General features: G+C 70.8%; 21 protein-coding genes, 1 tRNA gene and 1 rRNA gene. 9 read left to right on the top strand and 14 right to left on the bottom strand.

Annotation, left to right across the window (positions count from 1 at the left end; translation table 11 throughout):
* Positions 1–6: 6 nt before the first annotated feature.
* Complete coding sequence (locus FLL47_RS41935) at positions 7–363, bottom strand: hypothetical protein (protein WP_144128266.1); 357 nt, start codon at positions 361–363, stop codon at positions 7–9.
* A 119-nt stretch (positions 364–482) separates the two neighbouring features.
* A tRNA-Thr gene (locus FLL47_RS41930) sits at positions 483–558 on the bottom strand.
* 265 nt (positions 559–823) lie between these two features.
* On the opposite strand from FLL47_RS41930, the gene FLL47_RS41925 reads away from it, so the two are divergent.
* Positions 824–1,915, top strand: a complete 1,092-nt coding sequence (locus tag FLL47_RS41925) for an ABC transporter ATP-binding protein (protein WP_144128265.1) — start codon at positions 824–826, stop codon at positions 1,913–1,915.
* A gap of 102 nt (positions 1,916–2,017) precedes the next feature.
* On the top strand, positions 2,018–3,409 hold the full coding sequence (locus FLL47_RS41920; protein ID WP_144128264.1) for a class II fumarate hydratase: 1,392 nt from the start codon (positions 2,018–2,020) through the stop codon (positions 3,407–3,409).
* A gap of 102 nt (positions 3,410–3,511) precedes the next feature.
* Here FLL47_RS41920 and rlmB read toward each other — a convergent pair whose 3' ends face one another.
* The 5 genes from rlmB to FLL47_RS41895 all read right to left on the bottom strand — a co-directional run bounded on the left by rlmB (position 3,512) and on the right by FLL47_RS41895 (position 8,343).
* Positions 3,512–4,633 (bottom strand): 23S rRNA (guanosine(2251)-2'-O)-methyltransferase RlmB, encoded by a 1,122-nt coding sequence (rlmB, locus tag FLL47_RS41915; RefSeq protein ID WP_144128263.1) that lies wholly within the window; start codon positions 4,631–4,633, stop codon positions 3,512–3,514.
* On the bottom strand, positions 4,633–6,048 hold the full coding sequence (cysS, locus tag FLL47_RS41910) for a cysteine--tRNA ligase (RefSeq protein WP_144128262.1): 1,416 nt from the start codon (positions 6,046–6,048) through the stop codon (positions 4,633–4,635). The genes rlmB and cysS overlap by 1 nt, the downstream gene beginning before the upstream one ends.
* A 13-nt stretch (positions 6,049–6,061) precedes the next feature.
* On the bottom strand, positions 6,062–6,868 hold the full coding sequence (locus FLL47_RS41905; protein ID WP_144128261.1) for a hypothetical protein: 807 nt from the start codon (positions 6,866–6,868) through the stop codon (positions 6,062–6,064).
* Between the two features lie 37 nt (positions 6,869–6,905).
* On the bottom strand, positions 6,906–7,571 hold the full coding sequence (locus FLL47_RS41900; protein WP_144128260.1) for an HAD family hydrolase: 666 nt from the start codon (positions 7,569–7,571) through the stop codon (positions 6,906–6,908).
* A gap of 97 nt (positions 7,572–7,668) precedes the next feature.
* On the bottom strand, positions 7,669–8,343 hold the full coding sequence (locus tag FLL47_RS41895) for an HAD family hydrolase (protein ID WP_144128259.1): 675 nt from the start codon (positions 8,341–8,343) through the stop codon (positions 7,669–7,671).
* 42 nt (positions 8,344–8,385) lie between these two features.
* On the opposite strand from FLL47_RS41895, the gene FLL47_RS41890 reads away from it, so the two are divergent.
* Together FLL47_RS41890 and FLL47_RS41885 are read left to right on the top strand one after the other, a co-directional pair.
* Positions 8,386–9,003 (top strand): helix-turn-helix domain-containing protein, encoded by a 618-nt coding sequence (locus tag FLL47_RS41890; RefSeq protein WP_144128258.1) that lies wholly within the window; start codon positions 8,386–8,388, stop codon positions 9,001–9,003.
* A gap of 269 nt (positions 9,004–9,272) precedes the next feature.
* Complete coding sequence (locus FLL47_RS41885; protein ID WP_246159333.1) at positions 9,273–10,166, top strand: endonuclease domain-containing protein; 894 nt, start codon at positions 9,273–9,275, stop codon at positions 10,164–10,166.
* 244 nt (positions 10,167–10,410) lie between these two features.
* Here FLL47_RS41885 and FLL47_RS41880 read toward each other — a convergent pair whose 3' ends face one another.
* Genes FLL47_RS41880 through FLL47_RS41860 form a run of 5 tightly spaced genes read right to left on the bottom strand, consistent with a single transcriptional unit; the run spans position 10,411 to position 15,680 of the window.
* A complete protein-coding gene (locus FLL47_RS41880; RefSeq protein ID WP_144128257.1) occupies positions 10,411–12,084 on the bottom strand; it encodes a fumarate hydratase in 1,674 nt (557 codons plus the stop codon).
* A 31-nt stretch (positions 12,085–12,115) separates the two neighbouring features.
* Entirely contained in the window at positions 12,116–13,435 is a 1,320-nt protein-coding gene (locus FLL47_RS41875) for a PQQ-binding-like beta-propeller repeat protein (protein WP_144128256.1), read from the bottom strand.
* A gap of 47 nt (positions 13,436–13,482) precedes the next feature.
* A complete protein-coding gene (locus FLL47_RS41870) occupies positions 13,483–13,962 on the bottom strand; it encodes an Lrp/AsnC family transcriptional regulator (RefSeq protein ID WP_144128255.1) in 480 nt (159 codons plus the stop codon).
* A gap of 12 nt (positions 13,963–13,974) precedes the next feature.
* Complete coding sequence (locus FLL47_RS41865; RefSeq protein WP_144128254.1) at positions 13,975–15,189, bottom strand: hypothetical protein; 1,215 nt, start codon at positions 15,187–15,189, stop codon at positions 13,975–13,977.
* Entirely contained in the window at positions 15,189–15,680 is a 492-nt protein-coding gene (locus FLL47_RS41860; RefSeq protein ID WP_144128253.1) for an RNA polymerase sigma factor, read from the bottom strand. The genes FLL47_RS41865 and FLL47_RS41860 overlap by 1 nt, the downstream gene beginning before the upstream one ends.
* Before the next feature lie 182 nt (positions 15,681–15,862).
* Here FLL47_RS41860 and hppD point away from each other — a divergent pair, with 182 nt between their 5' ends.
* The 5 genes from hppD to FLL47_RS41835 all read left to right on the top strand — a co-directional run bounded on the left by hppD (position 15,863) and on the right by FLL47_RS41835 (position 21,285).
* On the top strand, positions 15,863–17,032 hold the full coding sequence (gene hppD, locus FLL47_RS41855) for a 4-hydroxyphenylpyruvate dioxygenase (RefSeq protein ID WP_144128252.1): 1,170 nt from the start codon (positions 15,863–15,865) through the stop codon (positions 17,030–17,032).
* Between the two features lie 117 nt (positions 17,033–17,149).
* Positions 17,150–17,863 carry an RDD family protein gene (locus tag FLL47_RS41850; protein WP_186316246.1) on the top strand — a complete coding sequence of 238 codons (714 nt, stop codon included), beginning with the start codon at positions 17,150–17,152 and terminating at the stop codon, positions 17,861–17,863.
* Between the two features lie 9 nt (positions 17,864–17,872).
* Complete coding sequence (locus FLL47_RS41845; protein ID WP_144128250.1) at positions 17,873–18,766, top strand: RDD family protein; 894 nt, start codon at positions 17,873–17,875, stop codon at positions 18,764–18,766.
* The gene (gene hisC / locus FLL47_RS41840; protein ID WP_144128249.1) at positions 18,763–19,830 is read left to right on the top strand and encodes a histidinol-phosphate transaminase; all 1,068 of its coding nucleotides are present in this window, start codon (positions 18,763–18,765) and stop codon (positions 19,828–19,830) included. Before FLL47_RS41845 ends, hisC begins: the two co-directional genes overlap by 4 nt.
* 189 nt (positions 19,831–20,019) lie before the next feature.
* Complete coding sequence (locus FLL47_RS41835) at positions 20,020–21,285, top strand: outer membrane protein assembly factor BamB family protein (protein ID WP_144128248.1); 1,266 nt, start codon at positions 20,020–20,022, stop codon at positions 21,283–21,285.
* A 72-nt stretch (positions 21,286–21,357) separates the two neighbouring features.
* Here the strand turns inward: FLL47_RS41835 and FLL47_RS41830 are convergent, their stop codons facing one another.
* Complete coding sequence (locus FLL47_RS41830; protein WP_144128247.1) at positions 21,358–21,876, bottom strand: hypothetical protein; 519 nt, start codon at positions 21,874–21,876, stop codon at positions 21,358–21,360.
* Between the two features lie 280 nt (positions 21,877–22,156).
* Positions 22,157–22,259, bottom strand: a 5S ribosomal RNA gene (gene rrf, locus FLL47_RS41825); the annotation flags it as partial.

Raw genomic sequence — 22,259 nt, 5'->3', positions numbered from 1 at the left:
ATCAAATTACGGACGGAGTGTGCTGTGCTGCGGGTCGTAGCAGACCAAACCATGGTCATGCGCGACCCGCGCAGCCCATTCGGACACCTCGACACATTGGCTCCAGACCATGGGGAAGTAGATGATCGGGCCAACGGCCTCCGTGATGAGCGGCCCCGTGGACCAAGGACTGTCTTCGCCCTCCTCGGTACTGATGTCCGGGTATCGGGCAAGCAAGGCTTCGACGTACGCAGTGATTCGTGGCGTCGGCGGCTCGAACTCGGCTACCTCGATGTACGCCTTGTACAGGCGCTTGTACTCGGCACCAGCCGCAGCGTCATCTGCGGGCCGGTCACCTTCCCACACGGCCAGGTCATAGGACATGGCGAGCAGTTTGGCACGGACGCGTGATGGTCATGCAGGGCCGTTGCTGTACCTTGCTGCTGTACTGAAGATCAAAAGGCCCTGTCCGGTTGCCGGAGAGGGCCTTTGAGCTGGGATGTTGGAGCCGACCAGGGGACTTGAACCCCTAACCTTCCGATTACAAGTCGGGTGCGCTACCAATTGCGCCAGGCCGGCATGCACGGCGCGCGAGCCGCCGTACCCAGCGATGGTACGCGGCGGGAGCACCGGGTCCGCTACCGGATTCCCCGGAGTTTCGTACCGATCATCACCATAGCGTCCGTTTTGCCTGGCAGACGCGTTCCACATGATGATCCACGGGCTTGTTTACACGTCGTTACGCGGTTACTTTGGCGAACGCCGGGTTCGTGCGAACGTAGTCGGCACTTCACTTTCACTCGGATCGTCCGGCACGTTCCTGCCGGTGGAAGGACACACCCCCGTGGCTACCGTCACTTATTCCAAGGCGTCCCGGATCTACCCGGGCACCGACCGCCCCGCCGTCGACCAGCTCGACCTCCAGATCAACGACGGCGAGTTCCTCGTCCTCGTCGGCCCGTCCGGCTGTGGCAAGTCCACCAGCCTGCGGATGCTGGCCGGTCTTGAGGACGTCGACCAGGGCGCGATCTACATCAACGACAAGGACGTCACGAACCTCCCGCCGAAGTCGCGGGACATCGCGATGGTCTTCCAGAACTACGCCCTCTACCCGCACATGACGGTGTACGAGAACATGGCGTTCGCGCTCAAGCTGCGCAAGACCCCGAAGTCGGAGATCGACGTCCGGGTCAAGAAGGCCGCGCAGATGCTGCAGCTGGAGGAGTACCTCAGCCGCAAGCCGAAGGCGCTCTCCGGCGGTCAGCGCCAGCGTGTCGCCATGGGTCGCGCCATCGTGCGTGAGCCGCAGGTCTTCCTCATGGACGAGCCGCTGTCGAACCTCGACGCCAAGCTCCGTGTGCAGACCCGTTCGCAGATCGCCACGCTGCAGTCGCAGCTGGGCATCACCACCGTGTACGTGACGCACGACCAGGTCGAGGCCATGACCATGGGTCACCGCGTCGCCGTGATGCTCGACGGTGTGCTGCAGCAGTGCGACACCCCGCGTGCCCTGTACGACCGGCCGTCGAACGTCTTCGTCGCGGGCTTCATCGGCTCCCCGGCCATGAACATCAAGACCGTGCAGCTGACCGACGGCGGCGCGGTGTTCGGCCAGATGGTGCTCCCGCTGACCCGCGAGCAGGTCGCCCTGGCGCAGGCCGAGGGCGGCAACGGCCAGGTCACCGTGGGCTTCCGCCCCGAGGACTCGGACCTGGTGGGCGCGAGCGAGGGCGGCATGCCCATCGTCGTGGACCTGGTCGAGGACCTGGGCGCGAACGCCAACGTGTACGGCCACGCCGCGATCAACGGCGGCGAGGAGCGGTTCGTGGTCAGCACGTCCCGTCAGGCGATGCCGAGCCTGGGCGACACCGTGTTCGTCAAGCCGGTGGTCGGCAGCCACCACGCGTTCCACGCCGCCAGCGGCGTGCGCATCTGACGCAAGCAGTAACCGAAAGGGGCGGGACCGTTCGCGGTCCCGCCCCTTTGTGATGCGTGCCGATCTTCGCTTAGCCGTGCTCCACCGGGTAAGCATGGAGCCATGACGGAGTATCGAGTCGAGCACGACACGATGGGCGAGGTCCGGGTGCCCGTCGAAGCCCTGTGGGGTGCGCAGACCCAGCGGGCCATAGAGAACTTCCCGGTTTCGGGGACTCCCCTGCCATACCCCCTGATCATCGCCCTTGCCCAGATCAAGGAGGCGGCGGCCGAGGCGAACGCGGCCACCGGGGACCTCGACGCGCAGACCGCCGGCGCGATCGCCTCCGCGGCCCGCGAGATCGCCGAGGGCGACTTCGCACCGCACTTCCCGCTCGACGTGTTCCAGACCGGCTCGGGCACCTCGACCAACATGAACATGAACGAGGTGCTGTCCCGCCTGGCCGGGCAGCGCCTGGGCCGGGCGGTGCACCCGAACGACCACGTGAACGCCTCACAGTCCAGCAACGACGTGTTCCCGTCGGCGATCCACCTGGCTGCCCTGCGGCTGGTGGCGTACGAGCTGCGCCCGGCGCTGCTGGAGCTGGAGAACGCGCTGTCGCGCAAGGCCGGGGATTTCGCGCACGTGGTGAAGTCCGGTCGCACCCACCTGATGGACGCCACCCCGGTGACCCTGGGCCAGGAGTTCTCCGGCTATGCCCAGCAGGTGCACCGGGCCGCCGAGCGCATCGCTTCGACCCTGCCGCACGTCGCCGAGCTGCCGCTGGGCGGCACCGCCGTCGGCACGGGCGTCAACGCGAGCGCCGAGTTCCGGCGCGAGGTCTACCGTCGGCTGGCCGCCAACACGGGCCTGCCCGTCAAGGAGGCCGAGAACCACTTCGAGGCGCACGGCGCTCGTGACGCCCTGGTCGAGCTGTCGGGCCAGCTCCGCACCGCTGCGGTCAGCCTCTACAAGATCGCCAATGACATCCGCTGGATGGGCTCAGGGCCCCGCGCAGGCCTCAGCGAGCTGCGCATCCCCGACCTCCAGCCCGGCTCGTCGATCATGCCCGGTAAGGTCAATCCGGTCATCTGCGAGTCCGTCCGCCAGGTCTGCGCCCAGGTCATCGGCAACGACGCCGCGGTCGCGTTCGCCGGCTCCCAGGGCGACTTCGAACTCAACGTCATGCTCCCCGTGATGGCCCGCAACCTGCTCGAATCCATCACCCTGCTGGCCAACGTCAGCCGCCTGTTCGCCCGCAAGTGCGTCACCGGGCTTCAGGCCAACGAGGAGGTGGCCCGCCTCTACGCGGAAGGCTCCCCTTCGATCGTCACGCCCCTCAACCGCCACATCGGCTACGAGGAGGCGGCAGCCATCGCCAAGCAGGCCCTGGCGGAGAACAAGACCATCCGCCAGGTCGTCGTCGAACGCGGCCACGTGGAGGCCGGCAAGCTCACTGAGGCGCAGCTCGACGCGGCCCTGGACGTGCTCGCCATGACCCGCCAGCCCGACTGACCGACCCGTCGACAAATAGACGTTGGCCTATTACGTCGAGTTTCCGTGGATCGGGCTCGATGTAATAGGCCAACGTCTATGCAAAGGCGGATGGACCGCCGGTCACGCCGCCCGGCGGCGGGCCACCTCGGCCAGGGTCACGGCCGCGGCGACGGAGGCGTTCAGCGACTCGACCTCGGACACCATCGGGATGCTCACCCGCATGTCACAGGTCTGCCCGACCAGTCGGCCCAGGCCGCGCCCCTCCGAGCCGACCACCACGACCAGCGGGCCGACGGCCGCTTCGAGCTGGTACAGGTCGGTCTCCCCGTCGGCGTCCAGCCCGACGACCACGAAACCCTCCGACTGCGCCTGCTTCAGCGCCCTGGTCATGTTGGTCACCTGGGACACCGGCAGCCGAGCCGCCGCTCCCGCGCTGGTCCGCCACGCCGTCGCGGTGATGCCCGCGGCCCGCCGTTCGGGCACGAAGATGCCCTGCGCGCCGAACGCGGCCGCGGACCGGATCACCGCGCCGAGGTTGCGCGGGTCGGTTACCCCGTCCAGCGCCACCAGCAGCGGCTCCGGGTGCTCGACCGAGGCGGCGAGCATGTCGTCGAAGCTCTCGTACGCGAACGGCGGCACCTGGATGCCGATGCCCTGGTGCAGCACGCCGCCGGTGAGCCGGTCGAGCTCGGCGCGGCTGATCTCCAGGATCGGGATGCCACGGTCGCCCGCGGTACGCACGGTCTCGGTGATGCGCTCGTCGATGTCGAGGCCCTGGGCGACGTAGAGCGCGGTCGCGGGCACGTGCGCGCGCAGCGCCTCGACCACCGGGTTACGGCCGACGAGCAGCTCCGGCGCGTCCTTCGGGGTCTGCGACTTGCGCCCGGGGGCGACCCGCGGGCCGCTGCGCACGGGAGCGCCGCCCCGGCCGGCCGGGGTGCGCCGGGTCGGGGTGCCCTTGCCGCCGCTGCCGCGGCCCCAGGTGGTGTCCTTGGTGCCGGGCTTGCCGATCTTCGGGCTGCGCCCTTCCGCCGCGGCGGCCTTGCGCTCCTTGTCCTGCTTCCAGGCGGTCTTCGAGGGCAGCTTCTCGGTGCCCGAGTAGCCCTTGTGCCAGGGACGCTCGTCGGCGGGCAGGGTCTTGCCGCGACCCTTCAGGGTGTCCTTGCCCTTGCCGCCCGTGCCCTTGGCGGCGCTCTTCTTGCTGATCTGGCGTATGTTCCGACGTTGCGAGTTGCCCGGCATTACAGTTCACTTCCGATCGTCCAGCGTGGACCGTGCGGGGTGTCCTCCACCACGACTCCGGCCTGTTTGAGCTGATCCCGCACGGCGTCCGCGGCGGCCCAGTCCTTACGTTCGCGTGCGGCCGTGCGCTGCTCCAGGGCGAGCGCGACCAGCGCGTCGACCGTGCTGCGCAGCCCGCTGCCACTCTTGGTGTCGGCCCAGGCCGCGTCGAGCGGGTCGATGCCGAGCACGCCGAGCATGGCCCGGACACTGCTCAGCGCGCCCGCGGCGGCCTTGCCGTCCCCGGCGGCCAGCGCGGTGTTGCCCTCGCGCACGACTTCGTGCAGGGCCGCCAGCGCGGCCGAGGTGTTGAGGTCGTCGTCCATGGCCGCGGTGAAGTCGGCGCACAGCACGCTCGGCTCGACGACGCCGACCAGTTCCACGGCCCGCTGCACGAAGCCTTCGATGCGGCGGTATGCCGTCGCGGACTCCTCCAGCGCGCCCCAGCTGAAGTCGATGCGGGCCCGGTAGTGCGGGGCCAGCATGTAGTAGCGCAGGTCGACGGGCCGGATGCCGCGCTCGACGACCGAGTCCAGGTCGACGACGTTGCCCAGCGACTTGCTCATCTTGGCCTCGCCGAGGTTGAGCAGGCCGTGGTGCACCCAGAACCGGGCGAACGGCAGCCCGGCGGCGCGCGACTGCGCCTGCTCGTTCTCGTGGTGCGGGAAGACCAGGTCGAGGCCGCCGCCGTGGATGTCGAACTCCGCGCCCAGATAGCGCTTGGCCATCGCGGAGCACTCGATGTGCCAGCCGGGGCGGCCGCGGCCCCACGGCGAGGGCCACTCGGCGTCGTCGGGCTCCTCGGACTTCGCGCCTTTCCACAGCGCGAAGTCCCGGGGGTCGCGCTTGGCCCGCTCCGGTCCGTCGGGCGCGGCCAGCATCTCGTCGGGCCGCTGCCCGGACAGGGCGCCGTACTCGGCGAAGGAGCCCACGGAGAAGTAGACGTCACCGCTGCCGTCGTTGCTCGGGTACGCGTTGCGGCGCTCGATCAGCTCGGCGATCAGCTCGTGCATCTCGGGCACGTGCCCGGTGGCTCGCGGCTCGTAGGTAGGCGCGAGCACGTTCAGCGCCCGGTAGGCGGCGGCCAGCGTCACCTCGTTGGCGTACGCGATCGACCAGAACGGGCGACCCAGCTCCAGCGACTTGGCGAGGATCTTGTCGTCGATGTCCGTGATGTTGCGCACGAACACGACGTCGTAGCCCGAGTGGAGCAGCCAGCGCCGCAGCACGTCGTAGTTGACGCCCGAGCGCAGGTGGCCGATGTGCGGGCCGGCCTGGACGGTGAGACCACACAGGTACACGGAGGCCTGACCGGGAACGCGCGGCACGAAGTCGCGCACCTGTCTGGTCGCGGTGTCAAAGAGTCTCAACGTCACCGCACAAGGATAGTCAATGCGCGGCCGTCCACTGCGACTGCAGCCACCGCAACGCCTCAAGCTCATCTGGATCGACGGCGATTCGATACTCACGGCCATCTGTGCCGGTGACGCCGATCACCGCCGCCTCCCCGATCGCCGCCCGGTCCGCCTTCGTCGACGGCGTCTCCGGCAGCGTCGATCCGCCGAGCACGGGGATGGCCCGGCGGGCGATGCCGTCGCCCTGCGAGATGCTCAGCGAGACGCTGTCAGCCCGCAGGTGCCCGTTCAGCCACCCGTTGCGGGCATACGCCGAGGTCGTGCCGTACACCTGGCCGGGGATCTCCAGGGGTTCGCCGGACTGCACCAGCTGCAGCGAGACCTCGCCCACCACGACGATGTTGTCGTGCTCCTCGGCTACCGGCGCGCCGAGCGAACGCGGCTCGCCGTGTCGTGCGATCTCCGCGCGGACCGTGTCGATCATGTCAGTGCCGGCCCGCCAGCCCTTGACCTTGCCGTAGTAGCGCCACCGCCGGCCCTCGGGCGACCTGCCCCGGGCCACGATCAACCACGGCGCGCCGAACAGGAAACGGGCCAGCACCCACAACGGCAGCAGCAACAGCACCAGCAGCCACTCGACCGCGAGCACGACCAGCACGACCAGCACCGGCAGCGCCAGAATGATCAGCAACACGGAAATGCACCCCAGCGAGCCGTCGGCAAGCTTCAGGAACTCGGGCTCGCCCTCCGGCACGCTGCGCCGTCGGCGCGGCCGCCACGGCAGCCAGCGCCGACCGACCCACCACTGCCGCCCGTCCGCACCGGTGATCCTGTCGGCCATGCCGGGCATGGTGCCAGAGCGCGGCAAGCACGCCGGATCAGCCGTTGAGCGCCGCCACCGCGTCGGGAAGCTCGGCCAGGTCGGTGATCACCACGTCCGCGCGGACCGGTCCGGGCGCGGGGGCGCCCGCCCGGTTCAGCCAGACGGTACGCAGGCCCGCGCCCGCGGCCCCGGCGACGTCGTGGTCGTAGGAGTCCCCGACGTACACCACCTCGTGCGGCTGCGCCGACGCCGCGGCCAGCACCGCCTCGAAGAAACCCCGGGCGGGCTTCTTCGGGACTCCGTTCTCCAGCGCGTAGAGCTCGAACGAGAACCGCCCGCCGAGCCCGCACCGGTCGGCCAGGCTGTTGGCGTTCGTGGCGTACCCCAGGCTGTAGTCCCGGCTCAGCTTGTCCAGCACCGCGGGCACTTCAGGGAACGGGTGCGAGTGCGCGTAGCGCACCTCGAAGAACAGCTCCAGCCACCGGTCCAGCTCGTGCTCGCGGCCGGCCCGGGCCAGGGTGTGCCGCATCGCGGCGGCCCGGATGTCGCGCGCGGGCCGCTCGGCCAGCAGCGTCCAGTGCTCCTCGGCGTCCGCCGCGAACAGCTCCAGGGTCAGCGCCGGGTCGGCCACCGCGGCGGTGACCGCACTCAGGCCCGCGTTCACGGCGGTGCGGATGTCCACCAGCGTGTCGTCGGCGTCGAAGGCGACAGTTGTGATCATCGGTACACGTTAGCGGAACCGCAGGTCAGAGCCCTGCACCGTCACCCGCCGGGGGTACGCCGTCCCACGTCGCGAGACAACGGAGACGCGCCAGCCGTCAGGCGAGACCGGCGAGCCCGCCCGGCAGCTGCGCCAGGCGCTCGACGACCAGATCGGGGACGACGGGGCCGGGCAGCTCACGGCCGCCGCGATTCACCCATGCCGTACGCATCCCGGCTGCGGCGGGCGCCGCCACGTCGTGGTGGTAGTTGTCGCCCACATAGACGATCTCGTCCGGTTTCACGCCCGTGGCGGAAACGACCGTGGCGAAGAACTCCGGCGCGGGCTTCTTCGGCAGACCGTCCTGGTGCGCGTACAACTCGAAAGCGAACTCGCCGCCCAGCCCGCACCGGTCCGCCGTCGAGTTGCCGTTGGTCGCATAGCCCAGCAGGTACGACTCCCGCAGCTCGGCCAGCGTGGCCAGCGCGTCCGGGAACGGCTTCGTCGCCCGGTAGCGGCAATGGAAGAACAGCTCGTAGTGGTGGTCGAGGTGCTGCTCCAGGCCGAAGCGGGCCAGCGTCCGGCGCATCGACTCCCGCCGGATGTGCGGGACGGGCGCCTCCGGGCCCTCGGCGAACACCACCCGCCAGTCGTCCTGCAGGTGCTCGCGCGTCACCGCCAGGTCCGGGTCGAGCCGGCGCAGGTTGCCGAGCACCTGGTCCAGTGCATAGTCGATCGCCGGACGCAGATCGAGCAACGTCTCGTCCGCGTCGAACACCACCGCCTTGATCACTCCGCCACTCTAGTCACATCCTTCGACGCCTACGCTTAGCCCGTGGACACCGCACAGACGCTCGATCGCGGGCTGCGCCTGCTGACCCTGGTCGCGGACACCCCCGGCGGGCTGACCGTCACCGAGGCCGCCAACCGCCTCGGCGTAGGCCGCGCCGTGGTGTACCGGCTGGTCACCACGCTCACCGAGCACTCCCTGGTCCGCCGCGATTCCGGCGGGCGGCTGCGCCTCGGCCTCGGCCTGCTGCACCTGGCTCGGCGCGCCCAGCCGCTGCTGGCCGACGCGGCGCTGCCCGCCCTGCGACGGCTCGCCGACCAGGTACACGCCACCGCTCACCTCACCGTCGCCGACGGCGACGAAGCTGTCGCGGTCGCCGTGGTCGAGCCCAGCTCGACCATGTTCCACGTCGCCTACCGCACCGGCTCCCGGCATCCGCTCGAGTCCGGCGCCGCCGGCCGCGCCATCCTCTCCGACGCCGAGGGCTGGACCGTCTCCACCGGCGAACTCCAGCCCGGCGCGTACGGCATCGCCGCCCGCGTCCACCACGTCGAAGGCCTGCGCGCCTCCGTCGGCGTCGTAGCCCTGGCCCCCCTCGACACCCCCACCGTCGGCCCCCTGGTCGTAGCCGCCGCCACCACCATCACCACCGCCCTCACCTGACCCCCACCGCCCGTCGGCCACCGCCCGCCGCGGGCCGCCGGGCCGCCGGGCCAAGATCGTCCGACTTGCCTGGCACCTGTGCGTATCTTGGTGGCGCATTCGCGCAGGTGCCTGGCAAGTCGAGTGACCTTGAAGGGTCACGGCAGCGCCGGACAGTGCCGGTCGTCCACAAGTGTCCACAGCTGATCCACATGGTTATCCACAGGGTGATCGGCGGTTATCCACAGGGCCGTACACAGGGACCGTGGATTTAGGGCACGCTGTGCGGCGTGCGACGTGTCGATCGACCCAGGCGATTGGCCTGGCAGGTGTTCCGCGGGTCCGACGCCGTGCGGGAAGGGCTGCTGACAGCCGAGCAACTGCGCGGCGACAACTGGATGAGCGTGGGCTACAACGTATTCGCCGACAGCCGGCTCGACCGTGATCACGAGTTGAGGTGCCGCGCACTCGCGCTGGACCTGCCGCCCCGCGCCTACTTCGCCGGGCCGTCCGCCGCGTGCCTGCACGGCGTCGAGCACGCCGCCGCCTTCGGCGACTCTGTACACCTGGTGGTGCCTGCGGGTGCCCGGCTCAACCAGCGCAAGCAGGCGACCGTCCACCGCATGCTGCTCGGCGACGACGAGGTCGAGGTCCACCGCGGCCAACCCGTCACCCGGCCACTGCGGACCTGCTGGGATCTCGTGCTGTGGCTGGATCTCGTGCCGGCGGTCACGATCATCGACGCGCTGCTGCATGCCAAGCAGGTGACCGCCGCCGAGTTGGGCGAGCTGGCCCGCAGCCGGTTCGGCCGGCATGGCGGAGCCAGGGCGGCCAGGGCGTTCGCGCTCGCCGACGGTCGCGCCGAGTCACCTCAGGAGTCCCGCCTCCGGCTGGGCCTGGTCCGTGCCGGACTGCCACGGCCCGAACTTCAGCATCCGGTCGCGGTGGGCGGCCGCGTGCTGCACCCCGATCTCGCCTGGCCGGAGTTCAAGGTCGCCATCGAGTACGACGGCGAGTGGCACGACGCCCCCGACCAGTTCCACCTCGACCGCCGCCGACTCAACCTGTTGGTCAACGACGGCTGGATCGTCCTGCACGTGACGAGTCGCCGCATGCGCACCGACTTCGCGGGTATCGTCCGCGAGGCCAAGACCGCCCTCCGCTCCCGCGGCTGGCGCCCGTAGATCAACACCGTCCACACGGTCGGCACCCGCGGTTTCACGAGGAACGCCCCGTGGCGGTGCGCACCCCGCTCGACGCGGGCGCCGCCACGCGGAAGACCGTCGCCCGAGCCGCCCAACCGGTCCAAGATCGCTCGACTTGCCAGGCACCTGTGCGAATGACGCTTCAAGATACGCACAGGTGCCAGGCAAGTCCGACGATCAAGGCGCGCGCTACGCGCCGGACCGTGCGACGCGAGGGCGGGGGTCAGCGGCGGGTGATGGTGAGGGTGGGCTTGGAGGTTTCGGCGAAGAAGTCGTTGCCCTTGTCGTCGACGACGATGAAGGCGGGGAAGTCCTCGACCTCGATCTTCCAGACGGCTTCCATGCCGAGCTCGGCGTACTCCAGGACTTCGACCTTCTTGATGCAGTCCTGGGCGAGCCGGGCGGCGGGGCCGCCGATGGAGCCGAGGTAGAAGCCGCCGTACGCCTGGCAGGCCTTGGTGACCTGGCCGCTGCGGTTGCCCTTGGCGAGCATGACGTAGGAGCCGCCCGCGGCCTGGAACTTCTCCACGTACGCGTCCATCCGGCCGGCCGTGGTCGGGCCGAAGGAGCCGGACGCGTAGCCCTCGGGGGTCTTCGCCGGCCCGGCGTAGTACACGGCGTGGTCGCGCAGGTACTGCGGCATCGGCTCACCGGCGTCGAGGCGCTCGGCGATCTTCGCGTGGGCGATGTCGCGGGCGACGACGAGCGGGCCGGTCAGCGAGAGCCGGGTCTTCACCGGGTGCTGGGCGAGTTCGGCGCGGATCTCGGCCATCGGCCGGTTGAGGTCGATCTTGACGACCTCGTCGGAGACGTCTTCCTCGGTTACCTCGGGCAGGTAGCGGGCGGGGTCGGTCTCCAGGCGCTCCAGCCATACGCCGGAGGGGGTGATCTTGGCGACGGCCTGGCGGTCCGCGGAGCAGGAGACCGCGATGGCGACCGGGCACGACGCGCCGTGCCGGGGCAGCCGGATGACGCGCACGTCGTGGCAGAAGTAGCGCCCGCCGAACTGCGCGCCGATGCCGAAGTTGCGGGTCAGCTCCAGCACCTCGGCCTCCAGCTCGACGTCCCGGAACCCGTGCGCCAGCATCGAACCGGCCGACGGCAGGTTGTCCAGGTACTTCGCCGAGGCCAGCTTCGCGGTCTTGAGCGCGTGCTCAGCCGAGGTGCCGCCGATGACGATCGCCAGGTGGTACGGCGGGCAGGCGCTGGTGCCGATCAGGCGCAGCTTCTCGTCCAGGAAGCGCATGAACGAGGTGGGGTTGAGCAGCGCCTTCGTCTCCTGGTAGAGGTACGACTTGTTGGCGCTGCCGCCGCCCTTGGCCATGAACAGGAACTTGTACGCGTCCGGGTGCCCGTCGGGGTCCTCGGCGTAGAGCTCGATCTGGGCGGGCAGGTTGGTGCCGGTGTTGCGCTCGTCCCACACGGTCAGCGGCGCGAGCTGCGAGTAGCGCAGGTTGAGGCTGGTGTAGGCCTCGTAGACGCCGCGGGCGATGTTGGCCTCGTCGTTGCCGTCGGTGAGCACGTGCCGGCCGCGCTTGCCCATCACGATCGCGGTGCCGGTGTCCTGGCACATCGGCAGCACGCCGCCGGCCGCGATGTTCGCGTTGTGCAGCAGGTCCTTGGCGACGAAGCGGTCGTTCGGCGAGGACAGCGGGTCGTCGATGATCGACGTGAGCTGGGCGAGGTGCGCCGGACGCAGGTAGTGCGCGATGTCGTGCATCGCCTCGGCGGTCAGCTGGGTGAAGATCTCCGGCTCGACGGTGAGGAACTTGCGCCCACCCGGCCCGCTGACGACGTCGACGCCCTCGTCGGTGACCAGGCGGTAGTCGGTGGTGTCCGCGCCCAGGGGCAGCAGCGAGGAGTAGGCGAAGTCAGTCACGCGAAAAAGGGTACTCATGTGCCATCGGGTCGCAGAATTCGCGCCCTGGCTAATCGAACGGGAGGTAACCGAGATCACGCCTTTGGCCCAACAGCAGGCCCTTGTCGTCGGCGGCGAGCACCTCCGCGTCGGACTTGACCTCCTTGCGGACCTTGCCGTCCTCCGGGTTCAGCACGATCACCCGGTTCGGGCCGCGGTCGGAGACCACCACCACGGTGCCCCGCAGCGCGGCGGACGCCTCCGGGCTGATCTTGCGATGCCACAGCGCCTTGGGCTTGCCCGGGTTCTTCCCGTCGGGCACCACCGCGCTCAGCCTGCGACCGTCGGCGGAGCGCACCAGCGCCAGCCCGCCGGTGACCCCCACGATGTGCTCGCCCGCGGCGCACAGCAGCACCTGCTCGCCGAAGCCCGCCTCGGTCAGCTGCTCCCGGCCGTCGATCGTCAATCCGACAAGGACGCTGTCGGTGCCCCCGGGCAGGCGGCGCTGATCGCAGCCGCCGCCGTCGAACGTGCGCAGGTGCTGCCCGGCCGGCAGGTGCCACACCAGCTGCCTGCTCACCGCGTCGAGTCCGACGACGGCGATGTCGCAGCCGCCGTCGCGCGGTGTCACGCTGCTGCGCACGATGCGCCCGCCCGCCACCGTGATCTTGTCCCGGCGCCCGGGTTCGAGCGGAGGGTCCAGACGCGGCTCGGACCGGCGCGGGTCGACGACGTACACCTTGCCGTCTATCGGGAAGGCCAGCAGTTCGGGGCGGGTCCCGGGCTCGTGGCGGTCCGCGATCCGGTCCGACTCGATCGGCTTGGTCCCCAGCAGCTCGGGATTGTCGGCGAAGAGCACGAACCCCATGCCGGGCAGGCCGGTGGACCAGATCTTCGTGCCGGTGGCGGGACTGCGGCCGGAGACCTCGCAATCCTTGGGCGTACGGCAGGCCACGTCGACGATCTCGTCGCGGTACGTCCAGACGGCGGAGGCCTCCTCGTCGCGCCAGACCACCGTGCCGCTCCGCGGGTCGAGCACCTGATATCCCTTGACCAGCAGCTTTCCGGCGACGATGACCGGCTTGCCGGCAGGCCCGGCGACCGCCGCCCAGTCCGCCTCGGTCGAGAAGTTGCGCCGGCCGGAGAAGCGGTTGAGCGCCTCGACCGAGTCCCGGTGCTCGACGACGACGAAGTCGTCGGTCAGCGTGACCGTCTGCGGGGTGCCGCCGAGCCGCTCCTGCCAGCGCGGTATCGGGTCGGCGACCGGGCCGCTCGTGTTGATCCAGTTCCAGAGGTCGGGGAACGGGTTCCAGACGCCGGTGCTCACGAGCACGGTCAGCGCCACGGCCACTGCCACGAGCCAGCCTGCGCCAGCCCTACCCTGAGCCATCCGGCCAGAGTAGCCACGAAACCCTCAAACGTGAGTGACTGTCCGATTCACCCGTGTCGGGCGGCTTTCCCCACCAGCGGCAGCGTTCGATAGGGCAGCTGCTCCGCCAGCGCGATCAGTGTCGAGGCGCGCACGATGCCGTCGTACGACACGATCTCGTCGATGACCCGCTGCAGGTCGGCATTGGACCTGGCCACGATCCGGCAGAGCAGGTCGCCGCCACCGGTGATGGTGTACGCCTCGAGCACCTCGGGGATCGTGGACAGGTGCGCCGCGACCGGGTCGTGGCCGCCGCTCTGCCGGATCTCCAGCGTCACGAACGCGGTGACGCCGTAGCCGAGCGCGGCCGGGTCCAGCTCCGGGCCGAAGCCCTTGATGACGCCGCGCGCGACGAGGCGGTCCAGCCGGGCCTGCACGGTGCCCCGCGCCACCTTCAGCCGGCGCGAGGCCTCCAGCACGCCGATCCGCGGCTCGGCCGCCAGCAGCTCGACGAGTCGTACGTCCAGCTCGTCCACGGTGGGAGTCACCGGCCCATCATGTCACCGGGGCCGCCGGGTGACCTGTCCGCCTTCCTCCGTCCATACGGTGGTGGCAGTGCTGATCTCGATCCGCACCGGCCGCTGGGTGAAGTCCCCCGGCCCGATCGGCCACCAGGCCCCGAACCAGCCGCCGGACAGCTCCAGCGGCACCGCCGTGCCGTCGGGCAGGACCGCGGCACCGCTCACCGCGCCGTCGGGCGCCCTGCCGATCAGCCAGCCCCGGCCGGACGAGCCGCCGGAGGTGCTGCGCATCGGCTGCCATGACCCGGTGCCGGCCGGCGCCACCGCGACGGCGAGCACCCTGTTCTGGGACACCTGCCGGCAGGAGAGCACCTCCCTGCCGCCGGCGTAGAGCAGGACGCTCTGCTCGGCGGTGGACCAGCTGAAGCGCCGCGGCGGCAGCGCGGCCAGCCCGGCCTGCCGCAGGGCCGTATCGGCGAGGTCCCGGCAGATCTCGGCGACCCGGTCGCCGTGTGCCTCACCGCCGAACCAGCGCAGCGGCGCCTCCATGATCACCCGGTCTGCGGTGTAGGCGCGCACCGTCGCCTGCGTCAGCCCACCGTCGGGTGCCCACAGCAGGAACAGGCCGCCGGACAGCCGAGCCTGGTGGACCGTGCCGTCCGGGTCGACGGCGTCGACCCGGACCGTGCCGGCGGGGGCCCGCCCGATGACGTGTCCGGCCCTGTCATAGCCGTTGGCGAGGACGCTGTCCTGCCCCACGAAGCGGGGCAGGCCGTCGCCGACATCGGCGAGCACTCCGTCTACGGCGGTGGACCGGACGGTCGACTCGCGGATGGACAGGACCCCGACCTCGACCGGGGTGCCCCGATCCCGGCGCACGCAGTCCACCACGACTCTGCCGTCGGTGTAGATGCGCAGGCCTCGCCCCTTGTCCCGCAGGTCGAAACGCAGCGCGGGCAGCGTTGTCCCCGTGCTCTGCGGTTGCGCAGCCCAGCCCGCCCGGCACTGCTCGTCGTACGACGCGGTCCAGGCGTCGGCGCTCGGCGGCGGGGTGGTGAGCGGCACGCCGGTCGGGACCCCGCCCTGGGGCCAGGCCAGCACGCCGACCGTGGCGGCGGCGACACCGGCGGCGGCCCACGCCGTCCTCCGGCGGCGGCCCCGCTCGGCCCGGCGGCGGATGTCCGCCACCGTCACGGCGAGCCGGTCCGGCCCGTACTCCTCGGCGATCCGGGTACGCAGGTCGTCGATGGTCATCACGCCACCTCCGTGGTGGATTTGAGGCCGGTCAGGCGGGTGGGGTGCAACCGGTGCCGCAGGGCCTGCACGGCGCGGTGCAGATGGGTGTTGACGGTCCCCTCGGTGATGCCGAGCAGCTCGGCCGTCTCGGCGACGCTCAGGTCGGCCAGCAGCCGCAACGCGACCACCTCACGCTGCCGGCGGGGCAGCGCAGCCAGTTCGCGACGCAGTCCGCCGTCGGGTTCGCGCCCGGCGGCGGGCTGCTCCGGGGGATCCCCGAGCACCTCCCGGCGCAGCCGCCGCCAGACCGAGCGCCGCACGTTGAGCGCGACCCGCAGCACCCAGGCGAGGGGATTCGGATGCTCGCGCACCGTCGCCCAGCGTGCGTACGCGCGGGCGTACGCCTCGGCGACGGCGTCCTCCGCGCCCGCGCGGTCGCCGCCCGCGGCGAGCACCGCGCGGAACACCGCGTCCTTGCCGCTGAGGTAGAACTCTGCGAAGTCGTCCATGCCGCTCCCCTGGTCACCGGGGATACGCCCGGGAGCCGCCCGAGCATGACAAGGCTTGATAACGATTCGATAACTGGTCATTCTGTATAGCAATCCAGCCCGTGAACCGGTCGTTCTGCGCAATCTGATCAGTGATTGGCGAGACAGTTGCCCAGCTCACGGAGCTGGGTAAATCTTTCGACATGACCGCTGTAGCGCACCCGGCCGCCACCCACGCGTCGCCGGAGCAGATGACCGACCCGTTCCCCGTGAAGGGTGTCGACCACATCGCCTTCCTGGTGGGCAACGCCAAGCAGGCGGCCCACTACTACTCCACCGCGTTCGGCATGACGCTGGTCGCGTACCGCGGCCCGGAGCAGGGCTACCGTGACTACGCCGAGTACGTGCTGACCTCGGGCAGCGCCCGGTTCGTGCTGCGCGGCGCGGTGCACGCGGCCGCGCCCGGCGCGGACCACCACGCCCGCCACGGCGACGGCGTCACCGACATCGCGCTCGAGGTCCCCGACGTGGACGCCGCGTACGCGTACGCGGTGGAGCACGGCGCGACCGGCCTGCAGGAGCCGTACGACGAGAAGGACGAGCACGGCACCGTACGCATCGCCGCGATCGCCACGTACGGCGAGACCCGGCACACCCTGATCGACCGCTCCGGCTACACCGGCCCGTTCGAGCCGGGCTTCGTGGTGCGCGAGCCGCTCGTGGACCGTTCCGCCGCCGTCGCCGCGGGCTCACCCAAGCGCTTCTTCCAGGCCGTCGACCACGTGGTCGGCAACGTCGAGCTGGGCCGCATGGACGAGTGGGTGGAGTTCTACCACCGCGTCATGGGCTTCACGAACATGGCGGAGTTCATCGGCGACGACATCGCCACCGACTACAGCGCGCTGATGAGCAAGGTCGTCGCCAACGGCACCCGCAAGGTGAAGTTCCCGCTCAACGAGCCGGCGATCGCCAAGAAGAAGTCGCAGATCGACGAGTACCTGGAGTTCTACGGCGGCCCCGGCGCGCAGCACATCGCGCTGGCCACCAACGACATCCTGGCCACCGTCGACGCGATGCGCGCGGCGGGCGTGGAGTTCCTGGCCACCCCGGACTCGTACTACGACGACCCGGAGCTGCGGGCCCGCATCGGCAACGTGCGCGCCCCGATCGAGGAGCTGAAGAAGCGCAAGATCCTGGTCGACCGGGACGAGGACGGTTACCTGCTGCAGATCTTCACCAAGCCGGTGCAGGACCGCCCGACGGTCTTCTTCGAGCTCATCGAGCGGCACGGCTCGCTCGGCTTCGGCAAGGGCAACTTCAAGGCCCTGTTCGAGGCGATCGAGCGCGAGCAGGAGACCCGCGGCAACCTCTGACCGCCCGCGCACCAGTACGTCCAGGGGCGCCTGCCGACGCGTATGCCGAGGCAGGCGCCCTTCTCTCACTCCGGCGCACACGTTCGACGGCTGCGCGGACATGGAAGGATGTCGCACATGACCTCCCCCTCATCCCCCGTACCGCCGGACGGTCCGGTGAACGTCCGCGTCCCGGTGCCGCAGCAGGGCCCGGCGCCCATGCCGGGTGTCGTGCCGCCCCAGGGCCCTGCGGGGCCGTGGGCGGGCCAGCCCACCGGCTGGGTGCCGCCCGCGCCGCCGGCCGCCTGGCCGCACGCCGCCCCGCTCGCGCCCAACGGGCGGCCGCTGGCGAGCTTCGGCGACCGCCTGCTCGCCTTCCTGCTCGACGGCCTCATCGTCGGGGCGGTAGGCATGATCTTCACCATCCCGCTGATGGTCCTGTGGATGTTCGCGATCATCGACTGGACCGAGGCGAACAGCGGCTACACGGACGCGTACGGGCAGCCCGTGCCGGACGACTTCTTCCGCTTCTTCGGCACCATGTTCATCGCGATCGGCGCCGTCTTCGTCGTCCAGCTTCTGGTCACCTACCTGTACTTCGTCGAGTACCAGCTGCGTAAGGGCGGCGAGACCATCGGCAAGCGGGTGCTCAAGTTGCGTGTGGTCAAGGTGCGGCCGGAGCAGGCGCTGACCCGGGGTGACCTGACCAAGCGCTGGGCTGTGGAACGGGTCGTGGGCGTCTTCGTGCCGTTCTTCAGCTACCTCGACGGGTTCTGGCAGCTGTGGGACAAACCGCTCCAACAGTGCCTGCATGACAAGGCGGCGCAGACCGTCGTGGTGAAGGTCGGTTAAATAGCAGTCATGACGATCAGTCCTGGGTGGTACAAGGACCCCGCCGATCCCAGCACGCAGCGGTACTGGGACGGCGAGGGCTGGCTCGGCGCGCCCCTGCCCGCCGACGCGACACCACCGGACGGGCCGCCCGCCGCGCCGCCCCCGCCGCCGCCGCCGATGCCCGCGGGGCAGCCGGTGCATCCGGCGCACCAGGTCAGCGGTGCCCGGGACGGCGCGGTGCCGCCGGTGCTCCCGCCGCCGGGGATGCCGAGCGGCGGGATGCCCCCGGGCGGGCCCGGCATGCGCCCGCTGCCGCCGGGCTGGCCGCACCCGGTCCCCCAGCCTCCGGTACGCCCGCACGGCCTGCCCCTGGCCACCCCCGGGGCACGGCTGGTCGCCCGCATCGTGGACACGATCGCGCTGGTGCTGCTGAACGTCGTGGTCAACGGCTGGTTCATCTACCTGTTCCTGCGCGAGTACATCCCCTACACCCAGGCCATCACCGACAAGTGGATGGAGACCGGCAAGCTGCCGCTCGACATGGAGCGGCCGGCGCAGATGGACGCGCTGCTGCTGGTGATCATCTTGATCGCGCTCGCGCTGTGGTTCGCCTACGAGGTGCCGGCGACCGCGCACACCGGGCAGACGCTGGGCAAGAGACTCGCCCGCATCAAGGTCGTGCGGGCGGAGAACCTGGATCCGCTCGGCGTGGGCCGGGCCTGGCGGCGCTGGAGCCCGCTGGCCATGCCGCTGCTGCTGCTCTCGTGCTGCGGTCCATGCTTCGTCATACTTCAGATGGTTGACGTCGTTTTCATCCTGTTCGACCGCCAGCAGCGCTTGGCCTGGCATGACCGTTCGGCGGGCACCTACGTGGTGCGCCTGCCCGACCCGGTCCGTACCGAGAAGAAAGGCACATCATGAGCGAACGATCTGAGCGCGGCCTGACCAGGGCCGACCTGGACGCTCTGCCGAACTACGTGCCCGGCCGCTCCGTGCCCGGCGCGATCAAGCTGGCCAGCAACGAGGTGCCGTACGGGCCGCTGCCGGGCGTGGTCGAGGCCGTCGCCGACGCCGCCGCGAACGTGCACCGCTACCCCGACATGGGCGTGGTCGCGCTGCGCGACCGGCTCGCCGAGCGCCTGGGTGTGCCCGCCGAGCGGGTGGTGACCGGCTGCGGCTCCGTCGCGCTCGCCGAGCACCTGGCGCGGGCCACCTGCATGCCCGGTGACGAGCTGCTCTACGCGTGGCGCTCCTTCGAGGCGTACCCGATCATCGCGGCCACCACCGCGGCGACCTCGGTGCGCGTGCCGAACACCGCCGAGCACGGCCACGACCTGGCCGCGATGGCCGCCGCGATCACCGATCGCACCCGGCTGATCCTGGTCTGCAACCCGAACAACCCGACCGGCACCAGCGTGCGCAAGGCCGAGCTGGACGAGTTCCTCGCCGCGGTGCCGGACGACGTGCTCGTCGTGCTGGACGAGGCGTACAAGGAGTTCGTCACCGACCCGGCCGTGCCGGACGGTGTCGAGGTCTACGGCGACCGGCCCAACGTCGCGGTGCTGCGCACCCTGAGCAAGGCGTGGGGCCTGGCCGGCCTGCGCATCGGCTACCTGGTGGCGCACCCCGAGGTGGCCGGCGCGGTGCGCAAGGTGGTCACGCCGTTCTCCACCAGCATGGCCGCACAGGCCGCGGCGCTGGCCGCGCTGGACGCCGAGGCCGAGATGCGCCGCCGCTGCGACCTGGTCATCGCCGAGCGCGACCGGGTGCAGATCGCGCTGGCGAAGCTGCTGCCGGGCGTGCCGTCCAGCCAGGCCAACTTCGTGTGGCTGCCGCTGGGTGAGCGGGCCGTGCCGTTCGCGCAGGCCTGCGAGGCCGAGGGCGTCATCGTGCGGCCGTTCGCGGGCGACGGGGTCCGCGTCACCATCGGCACCGCCGAGGAGAACGACGCGCTGCTGCACGCGGCGGAGAAGTACTTCGTCTGATCCCGCACACACGAAAAGACCGCCGCCGGCCCGATGGCCGGCGGCGGTCTTTCGTTTTGTCCGCCCTCCACGCCGGACCCGAGGCTCCGGCGGAAGGTTCACCTGTGGACGCATCGGGCTGCATCGCCCCGCCCACACCTGGTCGAACGCCCCCGGAATGCGGCCAAGCCCCCGTAATAGGGTGCAGCTATGAGGTGGCGGACCCTGCCCCGCGGAGCTCGGCTCGCGGTGATCGGCGCAGTCTCGGTGGCGCTGCTGGCGGCCGCCGGACTGGTGGCCTGGCGCGTGCTCGGCCCGGCCCAGGTCGTGACGCCGGCGCGCAAGCCCTACCCCGGCCCGGTCATTCCCGCCCCGGGTCCGATCGGCGTCCTGGTCTCCGCCCCGCTCGTGCTCGACGACCGGATCCGGGTCTTCGCCGCCAAGCGGCAGGTCTGGGCCGACGCGCCGCCGAACTTCAAGTACGAGCGCAGCGCGCTGTGGTCGCTGCGGCGCTGGCCCGCGCAGCTGGTCGGCGTCGTCGCGATCGGCGGGGGCAGCCCGGTCGTGGTGAGCTCCTGGTCGGACGGCGAACTCGTCGGCACGGACGCCCGCACCGGCACGATCGCCTGGCAGGTGAGTTCCGAAACCCTCGGCGACGCCTACACCGGCCGGCGCACCGGCGCGGCGACCGTCTACCAGCCGCCGGGGCTGTTCACCACCGACAGCGCCGTCATCGTCGCCGGCCCCGCCCACGTCACGGCATACGACCCCGCCACGGGCGCGCAGCGCTGGCAACTGCCTGCACCCTCGGGCGAGGACTGCCGTGGCGTCGACCTCACCTCGGCTCAGCAGTACCTGGTGCACGACACCTGCACCGGCACCGTGCGACGCGTCGACACCACCACCGGCACGGCGCTACCCGACCTCGGCAGCGGCGTGACCGCGGCCGAGCCGGTGTCCTGCGCCGTCGGCCACTCGAGCTGCCTGGGCGTACGCCTCACGGGATCGGTCGGCGCCGAAGGGCGTCTGCTCACCGGCTCGACCGCCGAGCCGTCCCCTCCGCTGGCCGCAGCGGGTGCGGTCGCCGTCGGCGGGATCGCCGCCACCGCAGCGGATCCGGTCGCGGTCACCCGCCTCGACGGCCGTGACGCCCGCACCGGCGACCTGCGCTGGACCTGGCAGCCCTCGGCCGCGGACACCACTCCACCGCCGCGCCTGCTGGCCGCCTCCGGCGACCGGGTGCTCCTGCTCGCGCCGGACCACACGCTGATCGCCATCAGCGCCGCCTCAGGCAAGGAACTGTCCCGGACGTCGCTGCAGCTCCACTACGAGCCCGACACCGCGTACGACCTCGCCCAGGTGCATACCTCAGGCCGCTACCTGGTCCTGGTCCGCACCATCCCCGGCGCCACCGCCACCGCCCCCGACGACGACTACTACCTCAGCCCCCGCCCCGTCCTCCTCGCCGCCTCCTGACCCACCGGGTCGATCATGAACCTATGGCACGGTTCGACGGCGTGTCGTGGCCACAGGTACCTGGTGACCTTGTCAGCGACGTGACCCGACGGCATCGGGGGTGACGGGCGGGCCGTCGGCCTCGAGCCACGCCTCGGTTTCCCGGCACCGGTCCAGCCCCACGGCCACGAACTCGTCGGCGTCGCGGCGCCGACGTGTCGCGCCGAGGTGCGCCAGCACCTGCGAGATGGGACTGCCGATGGCGGGGAAGGGCTCGTTGACGTCGACGAACATCGGCCCGATCGCCAGCTCGCCACCGGCCCACAGCGCCGCCCGCTGCGTACCCACACCGCCGGCGTAGCCCGCCTCGACATAACCCAGTGGACCGGCCGTGGACCAGTCGGCGAGGACGTGTTCGAAGCCGCCGGGAAGCTTCCAGAACCTCAGCCCGTCACCACGGCTGCCGTCCGTGGCAGAGTCGAACAACTCATCCGTCATGGGGATGAGCGCGAACCCCTGCCGCAGCGGCACGACGACGGCACCGGGCTGCTGTGCGGCTACCTCGCGGAGGACCTCCTCGGCGCCGATGACGGCCTGCAGGTCGTAGCTCATCCGATCCCGGTCCTCCCCCGTCGGCCACCGAAAGAATCCGGCACGCCGACACCTGGCCCCGGGCAGCGCACCGGGGTTCCGCAGATTCTGCCCCAGACCGGAAAGCAGCCACCCGCAGGGTGTGCTCCATTTCGAGCCGGTCAATGCCGGATGCCCCTGAACGGGAACACAAAACCGCCGGCGTGAAATGGGCATGAAAAAGGGCCCCGGCAGGGGCCCGAATAGTGTCCGGATACGCGTCAAGGCCCACCCCGGAGGGTGGGCCTTGACTGCGATGTTTGTCCGGCGGCGTCCTACTCTCCCACAACGTCCCCGTTGCAGTACCATCGGCGCTGGAGGGCTTAGCTTCCGGGTTCGGAATGTTACCGGGCGTTTCCCCTCCG

The sequence above is a fragment of the Catellatospora sichuanensis genome (assembly GCF_007483665.1).
Lineage (GTDB): Bacteria > Actinomycetota > Actinomycetes > Mycobacteriales > Micromonosporaceae > Catellatospora > Catellatospora sichuanensis.
This window is presented reverse-complemented; position numbering and strand designations above follow the sequence as displayed.